Raw genomic sequence first — 19,435 nt, forward strand, 5'->3', positions numbered from 1 at the left:
CCGGGGGCCGGCGGGGGGGGGGGGGGGGGGTGGTGCGGGGGGGGGGGGGGGGGGGGGGGGGGGGGGCGGGGGGCCGGGCGGGGGGGGGGGGCCCCCCCCGCCGCGGGGGGGGCCCCCCCCCCCCCGCGGGGGGGCCCCCCCCGGGGGGGGGGCGCCCCCCGCCCGTACCTTCGGCCTGTGCCGAGTCGCTCGTCGTTGGGCGCGCTGTGTCTAGCGGTCTTCCTCGGAGGAAGACTCGGGAACGGCCGTCAGCCGCTCCGTCTCGTCCTGTATCTCAGCGGCGATCTTCTTGAGTTCCGGCTCGAACTTGCGACCGTGGTGGGCGCAGAAGAGCAGTTCTCCGCCGCTCAGCAGGACGACGCGCAGGTATGCCTGGGCGCCGCAGCGGTCGCAGCGATCAGCGGCCGTCAGCGGGCTCGCGGAAGTCAGAACAGTAGTCACGTCGCCTCTTCTCTAGCTCGACGAGCTGTCGTACCAGGGTCAACATCCAACCAGCCCCAAAACGTTCCCGCTCGTGGCTTTTTCTCGAAAAAATTTCTTCCGAGTGGCCGGCTGTTGCCGGTTGGCGGCGAATGTGCCGTATTGCGTGTCTCTGTGTCGTACGGGTTCGCGCGGTCGGTCGGTGGGTCGGTCCCGCCGGCTGGGTTGCCGGTTTGTTCATGAGGACGTGCCCGGAGCCTAAATGGTTCATGCCTCGAAGGGAACGTGATGTGTACTTCACTCCATCGAGGTATCGAACAAGTATACGACCGTGGACTAGGGTGAGTCTTCCGCGAGGGTGGCGTTACATCGGCTCTACCAGGCCTCGGTACCCTCTGACCGGTGAACCGAGCCGCGCCCTTACCCAGCGGGGCCCCATCTGAAATTCAGCGAGGAGCGAACCGCGTGACCGCCGAGACGTCCGTGCCGTCCACTGCGCTGCTGGCAGGAGCAGACCGGGACGGATCCAACTACACCGCGCGGCACCTGCTCGTCCTCGAGGGGCTCGAGGCCGTGCGCAAGCGTCCGGGCATGTACATCGGATCGACCGACAGCCGTGGCCTGATGCACTGCCTGTGGGAGATCATCGACAACTCCGTCGACGAGGCTCTCGGGGGTTACTGCGACCGCATCGAAGTGATCCTCCACGACGACGCGTCGGTGGAGGTCCGGGACAACGGCCGGGGCATCCCGGTCGACGTCGAGCCCAAGACCGGCCTGTCCGGCGTCGAGGTCGTCATGACCAAGCTGCACGCCGGTGGCAAGTTCGGCGGCGGCTCGTACGCCGCCTCGGGCGGCCTGCACGGCGTCGGCGCGTCCGTGGTGAACGCCCTGTCCGCCCGCCTCGACATCGAGGTGGACCGCGGCGGGAGCACCCACGCCATCAGCTTCCGGCGCGGAGTCCCGGGCGCGTTCTCGGGCGCGGGCCCGGACGCCAAGTTCGAGTCCAGAAGCGGTCTGCGCAAGGCCAAGAAGATCCCCAAGACCCGCACCGGCACGCGCGTGCGGTACTGGGCCGACCGGCAGATCTTCCTCAAGGACGCCAAGCTCTCCCTGGAGAACCTGCACCAGCGCGCCCGCCAGACGGCGTTCCTGGTGCCCGGGCTGACCATCGTCGTCCGCGACGAGTTCGGTCTCGGCGACGGCGGCAGCAAGGGCGAGGAGTCCTTCCGCTTCGACGGCGGCATCAGCGAGTTCTGCGAGTTCCTGGCCGGTGACCGGCCGATCTGCGACGTCCTCCGCTTCAGCGGCCAGGGCAGCTTCAAGGAGACCGTCCCGGTCCTCGACGAGTACGGGCAGATGACGCCCACCGAGGTCACCCGCGAGCTCGGGGTCGACGTCGCGATGCGCTGGGGCACCGGGTACGACACCACGGTCAAGTCGTTCGTCAACATCATCGCCACGCCCAAGGGCGGCACCCACGTCGCCGGCTTCGAGCAGGCGGTCGCCAAGACGATGAACGAGGTGCTGCGGGCCAAGAAGCTGCTGCGCGTCGCCGAGGACGACATCGTCAAGGACGACGCCCTGGAAGGCCTCACGGCGGTCGTGACGGTCCGCCTCGCCGAGCCGCAGTTCGAGGGGCAGACCAAGGAGGTCCTCGGCACCTCGGCGGCCCGCCGCATCGTGAACAACGTGATCAGCAAGGAACTCAAGGCCTTCCTGACCTCGACCAAGCGCGACGCCGCCCAGCAGGCCCGCGTGGTCATGGAGAAGGCCGTCGCCGCGGCCCGCACCCGCATCGCCGCCCGCCAGCACAAGGACGCCCAGCGTCGCAAGACGGCGCTGGAGTCCTCCTCGCTGCCCGCGAAGCTCGCCGACTGCCGCAGCGACGACGTCGACCGCAGCGAGCTGTTCATCGTCGAGGGCGACTCCGCGCTGGGCACGGCGAAGCTCGCCCGGAACTCCGAGTTCCAGGCCCTGCTGCCGATCCGCGGCAAGATCCTCAACGTCCAGAAGTCGTCCGTGTCGGACATGCTGAAGAACGCCGAGTGCGGTGCGATCATCCAGGTCATAGGAGCGGGGTCGGGCCGCACCTTCGACATCGACGCGGCCCGTTACGGCAAGATCATCATGATGACCGACGCCGATGTGGACGGCTCCCACATCCGGACGCTGCTCCTGACGCTGTTCCACCGCTACATGCGGCCCATGGTCGAGGCCGGCCGGGTCTTCGCCGCGGTGCCGCCCCTGCACCGGATCGAGCTCAGCCAGCCGAAGAAGGGCCAGGACAAGTACGTCTACACGTACTCGGACCGCGAGCTGCGCGACAAGCTCATGGAGTTCCAGACCAAGGGCATCCGGTACAAGGACTCCATCCAGCGGTACAAGGGCCTCGGTGAGATGGACGCCGACCAGCTGGCCGAGACCACCATGGATCCGCGCCGCCGTACCCTGCGCCGCATCAACCTGACCGATCTGGAATCCGCCGAGCAGGTCTTCGATCTGCTGATGGGCAACGACGTCGCTCCCCGCAAGGAGTTCATCTCCAACTCGGCGGCGACGCTGGACCGGTCGCGCATCGACGCCTAGCCACGACCCCGGCCCGGAGCCGGGCCGGGGGCTGTCCGGTTCGGTGGGTGCGGACGCGGTCGGAGGAAGCGGCCCGGGAGGCTCTCCACCCGTGGGTGGACTCCCGTGCCGATGCGTTACGCGTACGGGAAAGGGATCGTGCGCCCACCACCGGGGTGAGTCACCTGATGGGGTGAAACGGATGGGGAAGAAGAGTCGGGGATCTTCCCGTTCTGTCCATCCTTGGGCATGCAGTCAAGCAACGATCGCCCCCGTGATGCCGGGGACGGCCCCGACGTCGCGGTCGACCACCGCGAGGACCGGGACCGGGCCTTTGCCGAGGCGCCCGCGAACCCGAGGTACGACGATCCTTGGTACGACGCCCTCGCCTCCGGCTGGGGCGAGTCGGCGGGCGCGGGAGTTCCCGCGGCGGCGGTGCCCCCGATGCGTCCGGGAGCGGCGGGGGCGACTCCTCGGGGCGCGGCCGACGTGTACCTGGAGGTGCAGCGCAGCGAGGCCTTCCAAGAGGTCCGCAGCCGGTACCGGAGGTTCGTGGTGCCGGCGGTCGCCGCCTTCTTCGCGTGGTACGTCGCCTATGTGGTGACCGCCACGGCGGCGCCCGGCCTGATGGCCCGACCGGTGGCCGGGGCCGTGAACGTGGCGATGCTGGCGGGGCTCGGACAGTTCCTCACGACCTTCCTGCTCACCTGGGCGTACGCCCGGCACGCCCGGCTGCGCAGGGACCGCGCCGCGCTGCAACTGCGCTGGGACACCCAGGAGCTGACGCGTGGTGTCCGGGGCGGTGCCTCATGACGGTCGACCACCAGACACTGGCACTGGTGCTGTTCAGCACCTTCGTCGCCGTCACCCTGGGGATCACGACGTGGGTGAGCCGGCACCGGCAGGGATCGGCGGAGGAGTTCTACGCGGGGGGCCGCCTCTTCTCCCCGATGGAGAACGGTTTTGCCATCGCGGGCGACTACATGTCCGCCGCTTCCTTCCTGGGCATCTCCGGCCTCATCGCGCTCTACGGCTACGACGGCATGCTCTACTCGGTGGGCTTTCTGGTCGCTTGGCTCGTCGTGCTGTTCCTGGTCGCCGAACTCGTCCGCAACTGTGGCAGGTTCACCCTCGCGGACGTCGTGGCCGCGCGCATGAGGGAACGGCCGGTGCGGATCGCGGCGGGGACCTCGTCGGTCACCGTGTCCGTTCTGTACCTGGTGGCGCAGATGGTGGGCGCGGGCAGCCTGGTCGCGCTGCTGCTGGGGGGCACGGGCGACGCGGTGCGGACCTGGACCGTCATCGGCGTCGGCGCGCTGATGGTGATCTACGTGTCGTTGGGCGGGATGCGAGCCACCACCTGGATCCAGATCGTGAAGGCGGTCCTGCTGCTCGGCGGCACCGTGGCACTGACCGCTCTCGTCCTGGTGCGTTTTCACGGTGACGTCGACCGGCTGCTGCGCACGGCGGCCGAGCGCAGCGGTCACGGCGAGGCGTTCCTGGCGCCCGGACTGGCGTACGGCGGGGACTGGACCTCCCGCCTCGACTTCATCAGTCTCGGGCTCGCCCTGGTCCTGGGCACGGCCGGGCTGCCGCACATCCTGTCCCGCTTCTACACCGTGCCCACCGCCCGCGCGGCGCGGCGGTCGGTGGTCTGGTCGATCGGCCTCATCGGCGGCTTCTACCTGATGACGATCGTGCTCGGCTTCGGCGCGGCCGCCGTCGTCGGGCCGGACGCCGTACGTGCGTCGAACGCGGCGGGCAACACCGCGGTGCCCCTGCTGGCGCTCGACCTCGGCGGCGGAGCGGACTCCACCGGTGGCACGGTCCTGTTCGCGGTCGTCGCCGCCGTCGCCTTCGCCACCATCCTCGCGGTGGTCGCCGGAATCACCCTGGCCTCCTCGGCGTCCGTGGCGCACGACCTGTACGCGTCCCTGCGGCGCCGTGAGGCCGAGCCGCGCAGCGAGGTCGCCGTGGCGCGCGTCGCCGCCGTCGGTATCGGTGCCGTCGCGATCGCGCTCGGCCTGCTCGCCCGCGACCTCAACGTCGCCTTCCTGGTGGGACTGGCCTTCGCCGTCGCCGCGTCCGCCAATCTGCCGGTGCTGCTCTACTCCCTGTTCTGGCGCCGCTTCACCACACGCGGCGCCGTGTGGGCGGTCTACGGCGGGCTGGTCCCGGCCGTGGTGCTCGTGCTGCTGTCACCGGTGGTGTCGGGCGGCGCGCAGTCACTGTTCCCGGGCATCGACTTCCAGTGCTTCCCGCTGCAGAACCCCGGCCTCGTCTCGATTCCGCTGGGCTTCGTCGCGGGCTGGCTCGGCACGGTCACCTCGGCGGAGATCCCCGACGAGGCCAGGCACGCCGAGACGGAAGTGCGGTCGCTGACGGGGGCGGGGGCCGTGTGAGGCGAAGACGGCCGGTGTCCGGCCCCTTCAGGCGCGGGTGGCCCACTGGTAACGGTGCTCCGGACGGCCCGCGTCGCCGTACTTGAGGGTCAGTCTGGCCCGTCCCGTGCGCTCCAGGAGTTTCAGATAGCGCTGGGCGGTCTGGCGGCTCACCCCGGTCCGCTCGGCGATCTCCTGGGCGGACAGGGGCCCGTCGGCGTTCATCAGACACTGGCGCACCAGCTCGGCGGTGGTGGGGGAGTGCCCCTTGGGCAGCTCCGGCTCCGACGGTGCGGACAGGGCGCCGAAGATGCGGTCCACCTCCGCCTGCTCCGCCTCGCCGCCGCCGTCGAGGGTGCGGCGCAGCTCCGCGTAGGCCTCCAGCTTGGCGCGCAGGCCCGCGAAGGCGAACGGCTTGACGAGGTACTGCAGGGCGCCCTGGCGCATCGCCGCCTGGACGGTCGACACGTCCCGCGCCGCCGTCACCATGATCACGTCGGTCTGGTGACCACGTCGCCGCATCTCCCGGACGACCTCCAGACCGGTCCGGTCGGGCAGGTAGTGGTCCAGCAGGACCAGGTCCAGGCGGGGCAGGGTCTCCACGCGGCGCAGCGCCTCCGCCGCGCTGTGCGCCTCGCCGGCCACATGGAAGCCCGGCACCTTCTCCACGTAGGCGGCATTGACCCGCGCGACCCGTATGTCGTCGTCCACGACCAGGACCTCGATCATCGGGACTCCTCCTCGGCGACGGTGTTCACAGGAGCGGTGCTGTCGGGACCGGGGTGCGCGGCGGCGGTGAGCGCGGGCCCCGGATCCGCCTCGGTCAGTGCCTCGGGCAGGACGACGACGAACTCCGCGCCGCCACCGTGCGCCGCGCGGACGACGGCGCTGCCTCCCTGCCGCTGCGCGAGCCTGCGCACCAGGGACAGCCCGATGCCGCGCCGACGGTGAGCGGGCGGTTCCTTGGTGGACCATCCCTCCGTGAACACCAGCTCGCGGTGTTCCGGGGGGACTCCCGGCCCCGTGTCGCGCACCGTGAGCGTCACGGTGCGGCCCTTTGCCAGCAGCTCGACCTCCACGCGCGCGTGCGGGGTGCCCGCGACGGCGTCCAGCGCGTTGTCGACCAGGTTGCCGACGACCGTGACGAGTCCCCTCGGGTCGACCAGGCGGTCCGGCAGCCGCGTCCGGTCCGACACCCACAGGGCGACCTGGCGCTCGGCGGCGACGGTCGCCTTGCCGACCAGCAGGGCGGCGAGCAACGGGTCCCGGATCCGCTCGGTGATCTGCTCCGAGGTGGCCCGGTGGTCACCGACCACCTCGCCGACGAACTCCACGGCGTCGTCGTACATCTCCAGCTCGAGCAGCCCCAGCAGCGTGTGCATGCGGTTGGCGTGCTCGTGGTCCTGGGCGCGCAGGGCGTCGATCAGGCCGCGCGTCGAGTCCAGCTCCCGGCCGAGCTGCTCCAGCTCGGTGCGGTCGCGCAGGGTGGCGACGGCGCCGCCGTCGTCGGTGGGCATCCGGTTGGCGACCAGCACCCGCTGGCCGCGCACGGTCAGCAGGTCGGTGCCGGTCACCCGCCCGGCCAGGACGTCGGCGCTGCGGCCCGCGCCGAGCGCCTCGTCGGGGGAGCGGCCGACGGCCTCCGGGCCGATGCCCAGCAACCGCTGCGCCTCGTCGTTGAGCAGCCGGACCCGGCCGTCGCGGTCCAGGGCGACGACGCCCTCCCGGATGCCGTGCAGCATGGCCTCGCGCTCCGCGAGCAGCCCCGCGATGTCCGAGAAGGCCAGGTCCCGGGTCTGCCGCTGGACCCGGCGCGCGATGAGCCAGGCGGCCAGCGCGCCGACGGCCAGGGCGCCTCCGGCGTAGGCGAACAGCCCGGGAATCGCGTGGATCAGCCGGGCCCGGACACTGTCGTACGCGATGCCCACCGAGACCGCCCCGACGATGTGGCCGTCACTGTCGCGCAGGGGGACCTTGCCGCGTGCGGAGCGGCCCAGGGTGCCGTCGTCGATCTCCATGACCTCACGGCCGGCCAGGGCCTGCCCGGGGTCGGTGGACACGACCGAGCCGATTCGCGTCGGGTCGGTGTGCGACCAGCGCACTCCCTGCCGGTCCATCACGACGACGTACTCCGCGCTGGTCGCCTCGCGGATCCGTTCCGTCTCCCGCTGCACCGGGCCGCCCGGCGTCGGCGGGGTGTCGCGCAGATCCCGGACGATCTGCGGCTGCTGCGCGGTGGTCTGCGCGATCGCGAGGGCCCGGCGCATCGCCTGGTCGTCCAGCTGGTCACCGAGCGGTGCCAGGAACAGCCCGGTCGCGAGCACCGCGACTCCCGCGGCGATCGCCAGCTGCATCAGCAGCACCTGGGAGAACACGCGCCGCGGCAGGCCGAGGCGCAGGCGGCGAACGGGGGGAGTGGAGCTCATACCCATGACGGTACGTGGGGGCCGCGGGGTGCCGCGGCGGGGTGTGGCGCGGATCTCGCGCGGGGGCCTCGCGAGGCTCGTGGGCGAGCGCGCGGCCGGACGGTTCCGGCGCTGCCGGCCCCGGCCTCAGCTCGCCAGCGCCGTCGCCGTCAGTTCACGGACCGCCCTGACCTCCATCCGGGCCGGCGAGCCGAGCACCGACGTCCCACAGCTCTCCGGGCGGGCCGGCAGCGACGCGCCCTGGGCGACGGTGACCCGCCAGTGCCGTCCGTCGGCGTGGGCCACGGTCACCTCCCAGTGCGGGGCGCGGCCGTCGGTGCGGACGACGCCGAGCACCTGCGCGGCGTCCTCGCCCAGCGCCGCGCGCACGGCCAGTTCGGCGGCCTGGCCGGGCCGGTCCCACGCGGAGTTCCCGCGGCAGTTGTCCACCACGACCCGGCCGTCCCGGACACCGCGCAGGATGCCGTGGACGTCGTCGGCCCGGACCCTGCCGTACGCGTACCCGTACGGCAGGACGAGCATCGTCGGGGAGAAACGGTGCCCCCCGAGATGGGTGACCTCCCAGACGCCGTCGAGCCCGGAGGCGGCGAGCTCGGCCGCCAGAGGGCGGCCGAGGAGCGCGCAGCAGCGGTCGCGCTTTCCGTTGGTGCAGACGAGGACGAGCGGATCGCCGGTGTGGGGGCCACCCGGGAGCACCGCGCCGAGGGAGTGGCTCTCGCCCCTGCCCAGCGCGGCGAAGTCGAGGTCGAGCAGCCGGCGGGGGTCCGTGAGGACGGCGCCGTGCAGCCACGCGTTCCCCGGTGTGGTGTGCGCGACGTACACCCGGCGTTCCGTGGGGGTGTGGCGGTCCGCGTGGCGGCCGGGGCGACGGATGAGCGCGATGCGTACGCCCGTCCCCTTCACGGCCGCCTCCAGGGCGCGGCCCAGCGCGGGGTCCAGGTGGCTCGAAGTGAGCGCCTTGGCGCCCCAGGGGCCGGGCTGTTCGAGCAGCAGCCAGGTCCTCGCGACGGGGGCCGTCCCGGAAACGGGCTCGTCGAGGTCTCGGGAGACGGTTGAGCACGTACTCACAGAGGTGAGCCTAACCTGAGTTGCGCCGCGATGGCTTCCAGCCGCGCTCGGGGGCTGCTCTGGAGGGTGACCGCAGTGGCCCGGGGGAACACGAAAGGCCCGGGCCGTTCGGGCGCCAGGCCTGGTCGGGGAGTGTCGGGCAAGAACGGGGTACCCGGTTGCCGAACGGTGGCGGGGTGTCCGGCGCGGGTGGCGGTGGACCCGGCCGGAGGGGGACGGGCCGATGTCAGGCGTCGGGGATGTCCGCCTTGGCGCGGATCAAGGTTTCCCTGCTGATGACCACGATGCGTTCATAGTCCGCACGAGAGGCATCGGCAGGTAGTTCTCGCTCCAGGACGTCCGTGGCCTCGGAGCCGATGACAGCGAAATTGCCGTCGCTCAGCTCGAAGAGATCAGGGCAATTGGCTCCCGAAGTACTACCACGCGAGCTTGGAGGCACACCGATGCGGCGCACGATCTTCAAGGGGTACCGGTCCTTACACAGGTTGGGCACACTGGTCGGCAGAACGTTACTGTGATCAGTGATGCCCATATGGCGCGTGGCGTGAAATCACCCAAGAGCATCACTCGCCCGCTCTAGTTGACCTGCTTCCTCTTGAAGTTCAGGCTGATGGAGGGGTTCCCACGACCCACCACTCGTCTGTGTCGGCCTCGTCCAGCTCCTTGATGAGACCGTCCACCATTGCGCCCATCCGGGTCTCGCCGGAGGACTCCTCCAGCGTCGCGCGCTGTGCTTTGGAGGCTTCCCAGTACTCCCGCATCAGCGGCGTCTGAAAGATCTCGCGCAGGCGACCGAAAAGTGCCTCCTGATCCAGCAGGCCCGCTTCGTAGAGGTGGTAGAGGTTGACGTACCACGCGTTGGCGTAGAAGAACTGTCGCCGCTTCTCCGCCGGGATGTCCTTGTCGTAGGTGTCGATCACCGCGGCCAGCGACGGGTCGTCGATCGCCCGCACGAGCAATTCCCAGTGCATACGCTGCTGATGGGCCAGCGCCCGGCGCCGCGACGCCAGTTCTTCCAGTTCCAACCGCTTCACCTCGAGGCGCCGTGCCTCGAGCCCTCGCCGGCGCGCAGCCAGTGTCCCCCCGGCCGTGGCGAGCAGCATGCCCGCTGCCGTGGGGCCGAACCTCCCCAAGACGTTCTTCCGTGTGGCCATGTCAACCCCCGAATCAGGCGACCGCCCGCCGGTCGTCGAGTGCGGGTCGGCTGACGGGGACCGGCGAGCGATGGGCGGCGCTTGCCGCCTCCAGGGTGCCGAGCGGCGCTGATCGGCGGGGAGGCGGAGAGGAAGGCGCACGGAGGGAAGCGAGGGTCGCACGCTCCGGCGCCATGTCCAACGTCTGCCCCGCAAGCGCTGCTAACAATCGTTCACACCGGACCGACCTCACCTGCTCGTATCCTGAGCAGGCAGTTCCGTTCCCGCGAGTGCACCCTGCCGCGGGCCGGCGTACGCGTAGGTGAGAGAGAGGACGCATGGTGGGGCAGCGCCCGACTTCCCGGCAGATCCCGGTCGTCGTACTCGCCGGATTTCTCGGTTCCGGAAAGACGACCCTGCTCAACCACCTCCTGCACCGCAGCGGAGGCAGCCGGATCGGTGCCATCGTCAACGACTTCGGTTCCATCGAGATCGACGCGATGGCCGTGGCCGGCGCCCTCGGCGACTCCACCGTCTCGCTCGGCAACGGGTGCCTGTGCTGTGCCGTCGACGCGAGCGAACTCGACGAGTACCTGGAGCGGCTGGCCCGGCCCGACGCCGGCATCGACGTCATCGTCATCGAGGCCAGCGGTCTCGCCGAGCCGCAGGAGCTCGTGCGCATGCTGCTCGCCAGCGAACAGCGGGAGACCGTGTACGGCGGCCTCGTCGAGGTCGTCGACGCCGCCGAGTTCGACGCCACCCGGGCCAGGCACCCCGAGATCGACCGGCACCTGGCGCTGGCCGACCTCGTGGTGGTCAACAAGACCGACCGGGCCCCGGACGCCGAGCGCGTCCTCACCCTCGTCCGCTCCCTCGCCGGCCGCGCGGCCGTGCTCCCCGCGGCCTACGGACGCGTCGACCCCGAGTTCCTCTTCGACTGCCGGCCCAGTGAGGAGCGCGTCGGGCAGCTCTCCTTCGACGACCTGCACGACCACTCCCCGGACGACGCGCACCCCGGTCACCTGCACACCGCCTACGACAGCGTGTCCTTCGTCTCCGACGTGCCCCTCGACCCGCGTCGCCTGATGTGCTTCCTGGACAGCCGGCCCGAGGGCCTGTACCGGATCAAGGGCTACGTCGACTTCGGGCCGCACGACACGCGCAACCGGTACGCCGTCCACGCCGTCGGACGTTTCCTGCGCTTCCGCCCGGAGCCCTGGGCGCCCGCCGACGCCCGCCTCACCCAGCTCGTTCTGATCGGCTCCGGCATCGACGCGTCCGTGCTCGGCAAGGAACTCGACGCGTGCCGCAGCGACGCCTCGCACGCCGACGAGCACGCCATGTGGGGCGTCCTGCGCTACGTACCGGACCCGGAGGACGGCGACCCGGCGGAGCCGGGCGGCGAGGAACCGCCGCCCGGCTCCTAAGGGACCTCTAGGCGGGACCCGCCACCACCGCCACCGTCTTCGGCAGCGACACGCCCGAGCCGTCGCGGCGCGGGTCGATGTCCGGGAGCTGGGCCGGGGTGCCGTTCTTCTGCGCGGCCCGTGCCGGGGCCGGGCCCGCCCAGGCCAGGGCCAGGCAGTCCTCGCCCTTCAGGAACCGCTGGCAGCGCACGCCACCGGTGGCGCGGCCCTTGCGCGGGTACTGGTCGAACGGGGTCAGCTTGGCCGTGGTCTGGACGGAGTCGTCCAGCGTGCCGCGCGAACCCGCGACCGTGAAGACGACCGCGTCCGCCGCCGGGTCCACCGCCGTGAAGGAGATGACCTTCGCGCCCTCGGCGAGCTTGATGCCCGCCACACCGCCCGCCGGCCGGCCCTGGGGACGGACCTGCGAGGCCTGGTAGCGCAGCAGCTGAGCGTCGTCCGTGATGAAGACCAGGTCCTCCTCGCCGGTGCGCAGCTCGGCCGCGCCGACGATCCGGTCGCCGTCCTTGAGCGTGATGACCTCCAACTCGTCCTTGTTGGACGGGTAGTCGGGTACCACGCGCTTGACGACGCCCTGCTCCGTGCCGAGGGCCAGGCCCGGCGAGGACTCGTCCAGCGTGGTCAGGCAGACGACCGTCTCGTCGTCCTCCAGGGACACGAACTCCGCCAGCGGCGCGCCGCCCGACAGGTTCGGCGCCGACTGCGCTTCCGGAAGCTGGGGCAGGTCGACCACGTTCACCCGCAGCAGCCGCCCGCCGGACGTCACCACGCCGATCTCGCCGCGGGCCGTGGCGGGCACCGAGGACACGATCAGGTCGTGCTTGACGCGCTTGGCGCGGGCGTCCGTGACGAGGGGCTCGTCGTTCGCGGTGCGGGCCAGCAGGCCCGTCGAGGACAGCAGCACCCGGCACGGGTCGTCCGCCACCTGGAGCGGGACGGCGGCCACCGGAGTGGCGGCCGACTCCAGCAGGAGCGTGCGCCGGTCGGTGCCGAACTTCTTGGCCACGGCCGCCAGTTCGGCGGAGACCAGCTTGCGCAGCTCGGCGTCCGACTCGAGGATCCGCGTCAGCTCCTCGATCTCCGCGACGAGCCGGTCCTTCTCCGCCTCGAGCTCGACGCGGTCGTACTTGGTCAGCCGGCGCAGCGGCGTGTCCAGGATGTACTGGGTCTGGACGTCGCTCAGCGAGAAGCGGTCCATCAGGCGCTGCTTGGCCTGCGCGGAGTTCTCGCTGGAGCGGATGAGGCGGATGACCTCGTCGATGTCGATCAGCGCGGTGAGCAGGCCCTCGACCAGGTGGAGGCGGTCGCGGCGCTTGGTGCGCCGGAACTCGCTGCGCCGCCGCACGACGTCGAAGCGGTGGTCGAGGTAGACCTCCAGCAGCTCCTTGAGGCCCAGGGTGAGGGGCTGGCCGTCGACCAGGGCGACGTTGTTGATGCCGAAGGACTCCTCCATCGGCGTCAGCTTGTAGAGCTGCTCCAGGACGGCCTCGGGCACGAAGCCGTTCTTGATCTCGATGACCAGGCGCAGCCCGTGCTCGCGGTCGGTGAGGTCCTTGACGTCCGCGATGCCCTGGAGCTTCTTCGAGCCGACCAGGTCCTTGATCTTCGCGATGACCTTCTCGGGGCCGACCGCGAAGGGCAGCTCGGTGACGACGAGGCCCTTGCGGCGGGCCGTCACGGTCTCCACGGACACCGTCGCGCGGATCTTGAACGTGCCGCGGCCCGTCGCGTAGGCGTCCCGGATGCCGGGCAGACCGACGATCCGGCCGCCGGTGGGCAGGTCGGGGCCCGGCACGTGCTTCATCAGGGCGTCGAGGTCGGCGTTCGGGTACCGGATCAGGTGCCGGGCGGCCGCGATCACCTCGCGCAGGTTGTGCGGCGGCATGTTCGTGGCCATGCCGACCGCGATGCCGGAGGCGCCGTTGACCAGCAGGTTCGGGAAGGCGGCGGGCAGGGCCACCGGCTCCTGCTCCTGGCCGTCGTAGTTGGGGCCGAAGTCGACGGTGTCCTCGTCGATCGACTCCGTCATCAGGCCGGCGGCCTCGGCCATCCGGCACTCGGTGTACCGCATGGCGGCCGGCGGGTCGTCGTTGCCCAGCGAGCCGAAGTTGCCGTGGCCGTCCACCAGGGGCACGCGCATGGAGAAGGGCTGGGCCATGCGCACCAGGGCGTCGTAGATCGACGCGTCGCCGTGCGGGTGCAGCTTGCCCATGACCTCGCCGACGACACGGGCGCACTTCACGTAGCCGCGCTCGGGCCGCAGGCCCATCTCGTTCATCTGGTACACGATGCGGCGGTGCACCGGCTTGAGGCCGTCGCGGGCGTCCGGCAGCGCACGGGAGTAGATGACCGAGTACGCGTACTCGAGGAAGGAGCCCTGCATCTCGTCGACGACGTCGATGTCGAGGATCTTCTCCTCGTACGACTCGTCGGGCGGCGGGGTCTTCGTACTACGGCGGGCCATCGCTGCCGGCTCCTTGCTGAAGCGTGAACGGTGATCTGACGTGGTCCATTGTGGACCGCGGCACTGACAGCGACCGACCAGGACCCGTCACGGGCTGCCCGGCCCGGCGCTGCCCGCAGGGTACGCCCTCGCCACGCCTCCCCGTCCCCGGCGGCCGCCGACCCGTTCTCGCTCTCGGCGTACGGGGTCCGGGAACTCCACCGGCGGCCCGCACGCTTGCATACAGTGGCAGGATCGGCGGAATTCCGCGGTTCCGCCCGATGATTCCACCAGGATTTCCGCGATCGAAGGGACGTACATGCCCATGGGTCACACGGCCACAGCCCAGGCAGGCTCCGGCGGCCTGACAGCGACCGAGCACCGCCTGGCCAACGGCCTGCGCGTGGTGCTCTCCGAGGACCATCTGACCCCGGTCGCGGCGGTGTGCCTCTGGTACGACGTCGGCTCGCGCCACGAAGTCAAGGGGCGTACCGGTCTGGCTCACCTTTTCGAGCACCTGATGTTCCAGGGCTCCGCCCAGGTCAAGGGCAACGGGCACTTCGAGCTGGTGCAGGGGGCCGGCGGCTCGCTCAACGGCACCACCAGTTTCGAGCGCACCAACTACTTCGAGACCATGCCCGCCCACCAGCTGGAGCTCGCCCTCTGGCTGGAGGCCGACCGCATGGGCTCCCTGCTCGCCGCCCTGGACGAGGAGTCCATGGAGAACCAGCGGGACGTCGTCAAGAACGAGCGCCGCCAGCGCTACGACAACGTGCCCTACGGCACGGCGTTCGAGAAGCTGACCGCCCTGGCGTACCCGGAGGGTCACCCGTACCACCACACGCCGATCGGCTCGATGGCGGACCTGGACGCGGCGACGCTGGAGGACGCGCGCGCGTTCTTCCGCACCTACTACGCGCCGAACAACGCGGTGCTGTCCGTGGTCGGCGACATCGACCCCGAGCAGACGCTCGCCTGGATCGAGAAGTACTTCGGCTCCATCCCGTCGCACGACGGCAAGCCCGCCCCCCGGGACGGCTCGCTGCCCGACGTCATGGGCGAGCAGTTGCGCGAGGTCGTCGAGGAGGAGGTCCCGGCGCGCGCCCTGATGGCGGCCTACCGCCTGCCGGAGGACGGCACGCGCGCGTGCGACGCGGCCGACCTGGCCCTGACCGTCCTGGGCGGCGGCGAGTCGTCCCGCCTGTACAACCGGCTGGTGCGGCGCGACCGCACGGCCGTGGCCGCCGGCTTCGGTCTGCTGCGGCTCGCCGGGGCGCCCTCCCTGGGCTGGCTGGACGTGAAGACGTCCGGCGACGTGGAGGTGCCCGTCATCGAGACGGCCATCGACGAGGAGCTCGCCCGGTTCGCCGAGGAGGGCCCCACGGCCGAGGAGATGGAGCGCGCCCAGGCCCAGCTGGAGCGCGAGTGGCTCGACCGGCTCGGCACGGTCGCCGGCCGCGCCGACGAACTGTGCCGCTACGCCGTCCTGTTCGGCGACCCGCAGCTCGCCCTCACCGCCGTGCAGCGGGTGCTGGAGGTGACGGCCGAGGAGGTCCAGGAGGTCGCCAAGGCCCGCCTGCGCCCCGACAACCGCGCGGTGCTCGTCTACGAGCCGACCGCCCCCGCCGACGAGAACGACGCCACCGACGAGAACGAGGAGGCGGCCAAGTGACCGAGCTCGCCACCATGGAATTCCACTCCCAGCCACAGGCCGGCGAGCCCAAGCCGTGGGCGTTCCCGGCCCCCGAGCGCGGCAGCCTCGACAACGGCCTCACCGTGCTGCGCTGCCACCGCCCCGGCCAGCAGGTCGTCGCCGTCGAGGTCTCGCTGAACGCGCCCCTGGACGCCGAGCCCGCCGGTCTGGACGGCGTCGCCACGATCATGGCGCGCGCGTTCTCCGAGGGCACCGACAAGCACTCCGCCGAGGAGTTCGCCGCCGAACTGGAGCGCTGCGGCGCCACCCTCGACGCGCACGCGGACCACCCCGGCGTCCGGCTGAGCCTGGAGGTGCCCGTCTCGCGCCTCGCCAAGGCCCTGGGCCTGGTCGCCGACGCCCTCAGGGCGCCCGCGTTCGCCGACAGCGAGGTCGAGCGGCTGGTGCGCAACCGGCTCGACGAGATCCCGCACGAGCTGGCCAACCCCTCCCGGCGCGCCGCCAAGGAGCTGTCCAAGGAGCTGTTCCCGGCCGACTCGCGCATGTCGCGCCCGCGTCAGGGCACCGAGGAGACGGTCGCGAACATCGACGCGGCGGCCGTCCGCGCCTTCTACGAGAAGCACGTCCGCCCCGCCACGGCCACCGCGGTCATCGTCGGCGACCTCACCGGCGTCGACCTCGACGCGCTGCTCGGCGACACCCTCGGCGCGTGGACCGGCTCCGCCGCCGAACCGCGCCCCGTGCCGCCGGTGACCGCCGACGACACGGGCCGGGTCGTCATCGTGGACCGCCCCGGTGCCGTCCAGACGCAGCTGCTGATCGGCCGCACCGGGCCCGACCGGCACGACCGCGTGTGGCCCGCGCAGGTCCTCGGCACGTACTGCCTCGGTGGCACCCTCACCTCGCGCCTGGACCGCGTCCTGCGCGAGGAGAAGGGCTATACCTACGGCGTCCGGGCCTTCGGGCAGGTCCTGCGCTCCGCGCCCGACGGCACGGGTGCCTCGATGCTCGCCATCAGCGGCTCCGTCGACACGCCCAACACCGGCCCGGCGCTGCAGGACCTGTGGACGGTGCTGCGCACGCTCGCCGAGGGCGGGCTCACCGACGCCGAACGCGACGTCGCCGTGCAGAACCTGGTGGGCGTGGCGCCGCTGAAGTACGAGACGGCGGCGGCCGTCGCGAGCACGCTCGCCGACCAGGTCGAGCAGTACCTGCCCGACGACTACCAGGCCACGCTGTACCGCCAACTCGCCGCCACCGGAACCGTGGAGGCCACCGCGGCGGTCGTGAGCGCCTTCCCGGTGGACCGTCTGGTGACGGTCCTCGTCGGTGACGCGGCGCAGATCAAGGAGCCGGTCGAGGCCCTCGGCATCGGCGAAGTCACCGTGGTGGCCGCCGAGTAGCGGCACGCGCGCCCGACGGCCCCGGCGACCCGAGTGTCACCGGGGCCGCCTTTTGTCCGGATTGGGGGAGAGGCTGCCCGTCTGCCCTGTGGCGTGCGCTACAAAAACCCTGTTGCGTTTGAGGATCGAAGACAACCGCGTTTAGCGTCGTCCGGGCTGTTCGTCAGGCAGTGCGCCGCACCCGCGGCACCGGACAGTCATCGCCGAGTCCCCGTACGGCGCGAGCCAGGGGAGCCGGGGACCCATCGCAGTCCCTGGGGTGAATCGGACGCCCGCGCTTCGGCGAGGGGGTCCGTAGGAGACCTTCCTGCTCCGAACCCGTCAGCTAACCCGGTAGGCGAGAGGGAAGGAAAGGACCAGCCTCTACATGGCGTTCACGCGCGCCACCGGGAAGCACCGCCGCCCCGGCCGCATGCACCGCACCACCGCCCGCGCGGCGGGCGTCGCGGCCCTCGCCACCACCGGCGTCGTCGGCACCCTCGCGGCCCCGGCCCTCGCCGCCGAGCCCGAGGTCGAGCAGAGCGGACTCACCCCGGTCGTCACCATCGGCGACTCCGTCGCCGACGAGATCGACGCCCAGGCCGCCGCGCAGAAGCAGGCCGCCCTGGACGCCGCCGCCCGCGAGGCGGCGATGGAGGCCGCGCGCGAGCGGGCCGCCGAGGCCGCGAAGGAAGCGCGCGAGGCCAAGGAGCGCGCCGCGCGCGAGGCGGAGCGCGAGCGCCTCAACACCTTCGTCGCGCCGATCACCGGCTCCTACGTGTCCACGGCCTACCGGGCCGGCAGCTCCCTGTGGTCCTCCGGCAGCCACACCGGCATCGACTTCCACGCCTCCACCGGCACCCCGGTGCACGCGGTCGGCGTCGGCACCGTCGTCGAGGCCGGCTGGGGCGGCGCGTACGGCAACCAGGTCGTGATCAGGATGCACGACGGCACGTACACCCAGTACGGGCACCTGTCGTCCATCGGCGTCTCGGTCGGCCAGTCGGTCGGCGCCGGCCAGCGGATCGGCCTCTCCGGCGCCACCGGCAACGTCACCGGACCGCACCTGCACTTCGAAGCCCGCACGAGCCCGGAGTACGGCTCGGACATGGACCCCGTCGCCTACCTCCGCTCCCACGGCGTGGACGTCTGACGACGGACGGCACGGCACCCCCGAAGGCCCAGGCTCCCGAAGCCTGGGCCTTCCGGTTTTCCCACCCATTTCCGGCTCCGTCGCCGGCCGGTGTTTCCGGCTCCTTTTCCGGCCCGCGAATGTCCAAAAAATATCCCTGGATTCCCGCACCCCGTCCGAAAGCGCGGCGCATTGGCCTAGAGTCACGGAACACGCGTCCATCGTCGACGTTTCACGGGGATCAGGGCGGAGGTCGGACATGCGTATTCCGGCGCACTCGGTGTGCACGGCGATCCGGGACGACATCGTCGCCGGTGTCCACGGGCGCGGCAGCCGCCTCACGGAGGAACTGCTCGCCCGCCGCTACGGCGTCTCCCGCGTCCCCGTCCGCGAGGCGCTGCGCACCCTGGAGGCCGAGGGCTTCGTCGTGACCCGGCGGCACGCGGGCGCGTGCGTCGCGGAGCCCACCGAACAGGAGGCCGCCGACCTGCTGGAGACCCGCACGCTCCTGGAGCCCCTCGGCGCCTCCCGCGCGGCCCGGCGCCGCACCGAGGCCCACCTCAAGGTGTTGCGCGGCCTGGTCAGGCTGGGCCGGGAACGCTCCCGGCAGGGCCACGGCGAGGATCTGCGCGCACTGGACGGCTGGTTCCACGAGACCCTCGCGCAGGCCGCCGGCAGCCCCTCCCTCACGGCGATGCTGACCCAGCTGCGCCGCAAGATCGCCTGGATGTACCTCGTGGACGCGCCACCCGGTGCGGTGGAGCGCTGGGCCGAGTACGGCGCGGTCGTCGACGCGGTGGCGCGGGGCGACGGCGACCGCGCGCGGGCGCTCATGGCGCTGCACGCCGAACGGTCGGCCGCGGCGCACCGGCTGCGCTTCTCCTCCGGCGACGGCCCGGACGGTGTGAGGAATGCGCAACGTCCCGCAAACATGCCGAGCCCGCGGCATTAACACGGGTGCCGTATACAAAAGAGGGGTAATTCGGAGGGCTGTTTTCTGCTGCCCGGAAAAGAGGCAGGAAAAGGCCCGCCCGGCAGTCCGGGCGGGCCTTTCGGCGGCCGTCACGTCAGACGGTCTCGGGAAGCTCCTCGAGACCCTCGGCGACCAGCTTCGCCAGCCGGTCCAGGGCGGCGTCCGCGCCCTCGGCGTCGGAGGCCAGGACGATCTCCTCGCCGCCCTGGGCGCCCAGGGCCAGAACGGCCAGCATGGAGGCCGCGTTGACGGGGTCGCCGTCGGCCTTGGCGATCGTCACCGGGACGCCTGTGGCCGTGGCGGCTCGGACGAAGATGGAGGCGGGGCGGGCGTGGAGACCCTCGGCCCAGCCGACGTTGACGCGGCGCTCAGCCATGTGTTGCTGCCCTTCAGGTGTTCAGGTTGTCTAGACCAGTTTCCCACATCAT

Annotated in this window: 16 protein-coding genes and 1 riboswitch; of the genes, 8 read left to right on the top strand and 8 right to left on the bottom strand. The window is 71.6% G+C overall.

The annotated features are described in order from the left end of the window. Positions 1–210: 210 nt before the first annotated feature. A complete protein-coding gene (locus ACIRFH_RS19125) occupies positions 211–441 on the bottom strand; it encodes a hypothetical protein (RefSeq protein WP_077798384.1) in 231 nt (76 codons plus the stop codon). Positions 442–885: 444 nt separating this feature from the next. On the opposite strand from ACIRFH_RS19125, the gene ACIRFH_RS19130 reads away from it, so the two are divergent. The 3 genes from ACIRFH_RS19130 to ACIRFH_RS19140 all read left to right on the top strand — a co-directional run bounded on the left by ACIRFH_RS19130 (position 886) and on the right by ACIRFH_RS19140 (position 5,390). After that, positions 886–3,009: a type IIA DNA topoisomerase subunit B gene (locus tag ACIRFH_RS19130; protein ID WP_403522028.1), complete on the top strand. Its 2,124-nt coding sequence runs from the start codon at positions 886–888 to the stop codon at positions 3,007–3,009. A gap of 228 nt (positions 3,010–3,237) precedes the next feature. Then, a complete protein-coding gene (locus ACIRFH_RS19135; RefSeq protein ID WP_403522030.1) occupies positions 3,238–3,801 on the top strand; it encodes a DUF485 domain-containing protein in 564 nt (187 codons plus the stop codon). Then, complete coding sequence (locus ACIRFH_RS19140; RefSeq protein ID WP_403522032.1) at positions 3,798–5,390, top strand: cation acetate symporter; 1,593 nt, start codon at positions 3,798–3,800, stop codon at positions 5,388–5,390. Before ACIRFH_RS19135 ends, ACIRFH_RS19140 begins: the two co-directional genes overlap by 4 nt. Before the next feature lie 27 nt (positions 5,391–5,417). Here the strand turns inward: ACIRFH_RS19140 and ACIRFH_RS19145 are convergent, their stop codons facing one another. The 5 genes from ACIRFH_RS19145 to ACIRFH_RS19165 form a co-directional block, all read right to left on the bottom strand. Next, a complete protein-coding gene (locus ACIRFH_RS19145) occupies positions 5,418–6,098 on the bottom strand; it encodes a response regulator (protein WP_403522034.1) in 681 nt (226 codons plus the stop codon). Continuing rightward, complete coding sequence (locus tag ACIRFH_RS19150) at positions 6,095–7,795, bottom strand: ATP-binding protein (protein ID WP_403522036.1); 1,701 nt, start codon at positions 7,793–7,795, stop codon at positions 6,095–6,097. Before ACIRFH_RS19150 ends, ACIRFH_RS19145 begins: the two co-directional genes overlap by 4 nt. Positions 7,796–7,921: 126 nt before the next feature. Beyond that, the gene (locus ACIRFH_RS19155) at positions 7,922–8,863 is read right to left on the bottom strand and encodes a sucrase ferredoxin (RefSeq protein ID WP_403522038.1); all 942 of its coding nucleotides are present in this window, start codon (positions 8,861–8,863) and stop codon (positions 7,922–7,924) included. Positions 8,864–9,089: 226 nt separating this feature from the next. After that, on the bottom strand, positions 9,090–9,326 hold the full coding sequence (locus ACIRFH_RS19160) for a hypothetical protein (RefSeq protein ID WP_403522040.1): 237 nt from the start codon (positions 9,324–9,326) through the stop codon (positions 9,090–9,092). 139 nt (positions 9,327–9,465) lie between these two features. Continuing rightward, the gene (locus ACIRFH_RS19165; protein WP_403522042.1) at positions 9,466–9,966 is read right to left on the bottom strand and encodes a DUF6082 family protein; all 501 of its coding nucleotides are present in this window, start codon (positions 9,964–9,966) and stop codon (positions 9,466–9,468) included. A gap of 368 nt (positions 9,967–10,334) precedes the next feature. Between ACIRFH_RS19165 and ACIRFH_RS19170 the strand changes: the two genes are divergently transcribed. Beyond that, positions 10,335–11,423, top strand: a complete 1,089-nt coding sequence (locus ACIRFH_RS19170) for a CobW family GTP-binding protein (protein ID WP_403522044.1) — start codon at positions 10,335–10,337, stop codon at positions 11,421–11,423. A gap of 7 nt (positions 11,424–11,430) precedes the next feature. Here ACIRFH_RS19170 and ACIRFH_RS19175 read toward each other — a convergent pair whose 3' ends face one another. Beyond that, positions 11,431–13,887 (bottom strand): DNA topoisomerase (ATP-hydrolyzing) subunit A, encoded by a 2,457-nt coding sequence (locus ACIRFH_RS19175; protein ID WP_403522046.1) that lies wholly within the window; start codon positions 13,885–13,887, stop codon positions 11,431–11,433. A gap of 298 nt (positions 13,888–14,185) precedes the next feature. Between ACIRFH_RS19175 and ACIRFH_RS19180 the strand changes: the two genes are divergently transcribed. The 4 genes from ACIRFH_RS19180 (at position 14,186) to ACIRFH_RS19195 (ending at position 18,986) form a co-directional block, all read left to right on the top strand. Beyond that, positions 14,186–15,538, top strand: coding sequence for a M16 family metallopeptidase (locus ACIRFH_RS19180; RefSeq protein WP_403522048.1), 1,353 nt, complete (start codon positions 14,186–14,188; stop codon positions 15,536–15,538). Beyond that, on the top strand, positions 15,535–16,923 hold the full coding sequence (locus ACIRFH_RS19185) for a M16 family metallopeptidase (RefSeq protein WP_403522050.1): 1,389 nt from the start codon (positions 15,535–15,537) through the stop codon (positions 16,921–16,923). The genes ACIRFH_RS19180 and ACIRFH_RS19185 overlap by 4 nt, the downstream gene beginning before the upstream one ends. Before the next feature lie 191 nt (positions 16,924–17,114). After that, a riboswitch (cyclic di-AMP (ydaO/yuaA leader) is annotated at positions 17,115–17,278 on the top strand. 12 nt (positions 17,279–17,290) lie between these two features. Further along, positions 17,291–18,055: a M23 family metallopeptidase gene (locus ACIRFH_RS19190; RefSeq protein ID WP_403522052.1), complete on the top strand. Its 765-nt coding sequence runs from the start codon at positions 17,291–17,293 to the stop codon at positions 18,053–18,055. 238 nt (positions 18,056–18,293) lie between these two features. Beyond that, positions 18,294–18,986, top strand: a complete 693-nt coding sequence (locus ACIRFH_RS19195) for a GntR family transcriptional regulator (protein ID WP_403522054.1) — start codon at positions 18,294–18,296, stop codon at positions 18,984–18,986. A 115-nt stretch (positions 18,987–19,101) separates the two neighbouring features. On the opposite strand, the gene ACIRFH_RS19200 is transcribed toward ACIRFH_RS19195, so the two are convergent. After that, the gene (locus ACIRFH_RS19200; RefSeq protein ID WP_403522056.1) at positions 19,102–19,383 is read right to left on the bottom strand and encodes an HPr family phosphocarrier protein; all 282 of its coding nucleotides are present in this window, start codon (positions 19,381–19,383) and stop codon (positions 19,102–19,104) included. Between the last annotated feature and the right edge of the window lie 52 nt (positions 19,384–19,435).

This window comes from Streptomyces sp. NPDC093586 (assembly GCF_044764905.1).
Lineage (GTDB): Bacteria > Actinomycetota > Actinomycetes > Streptomycetales > Streptomycetaceae > Streptomyces.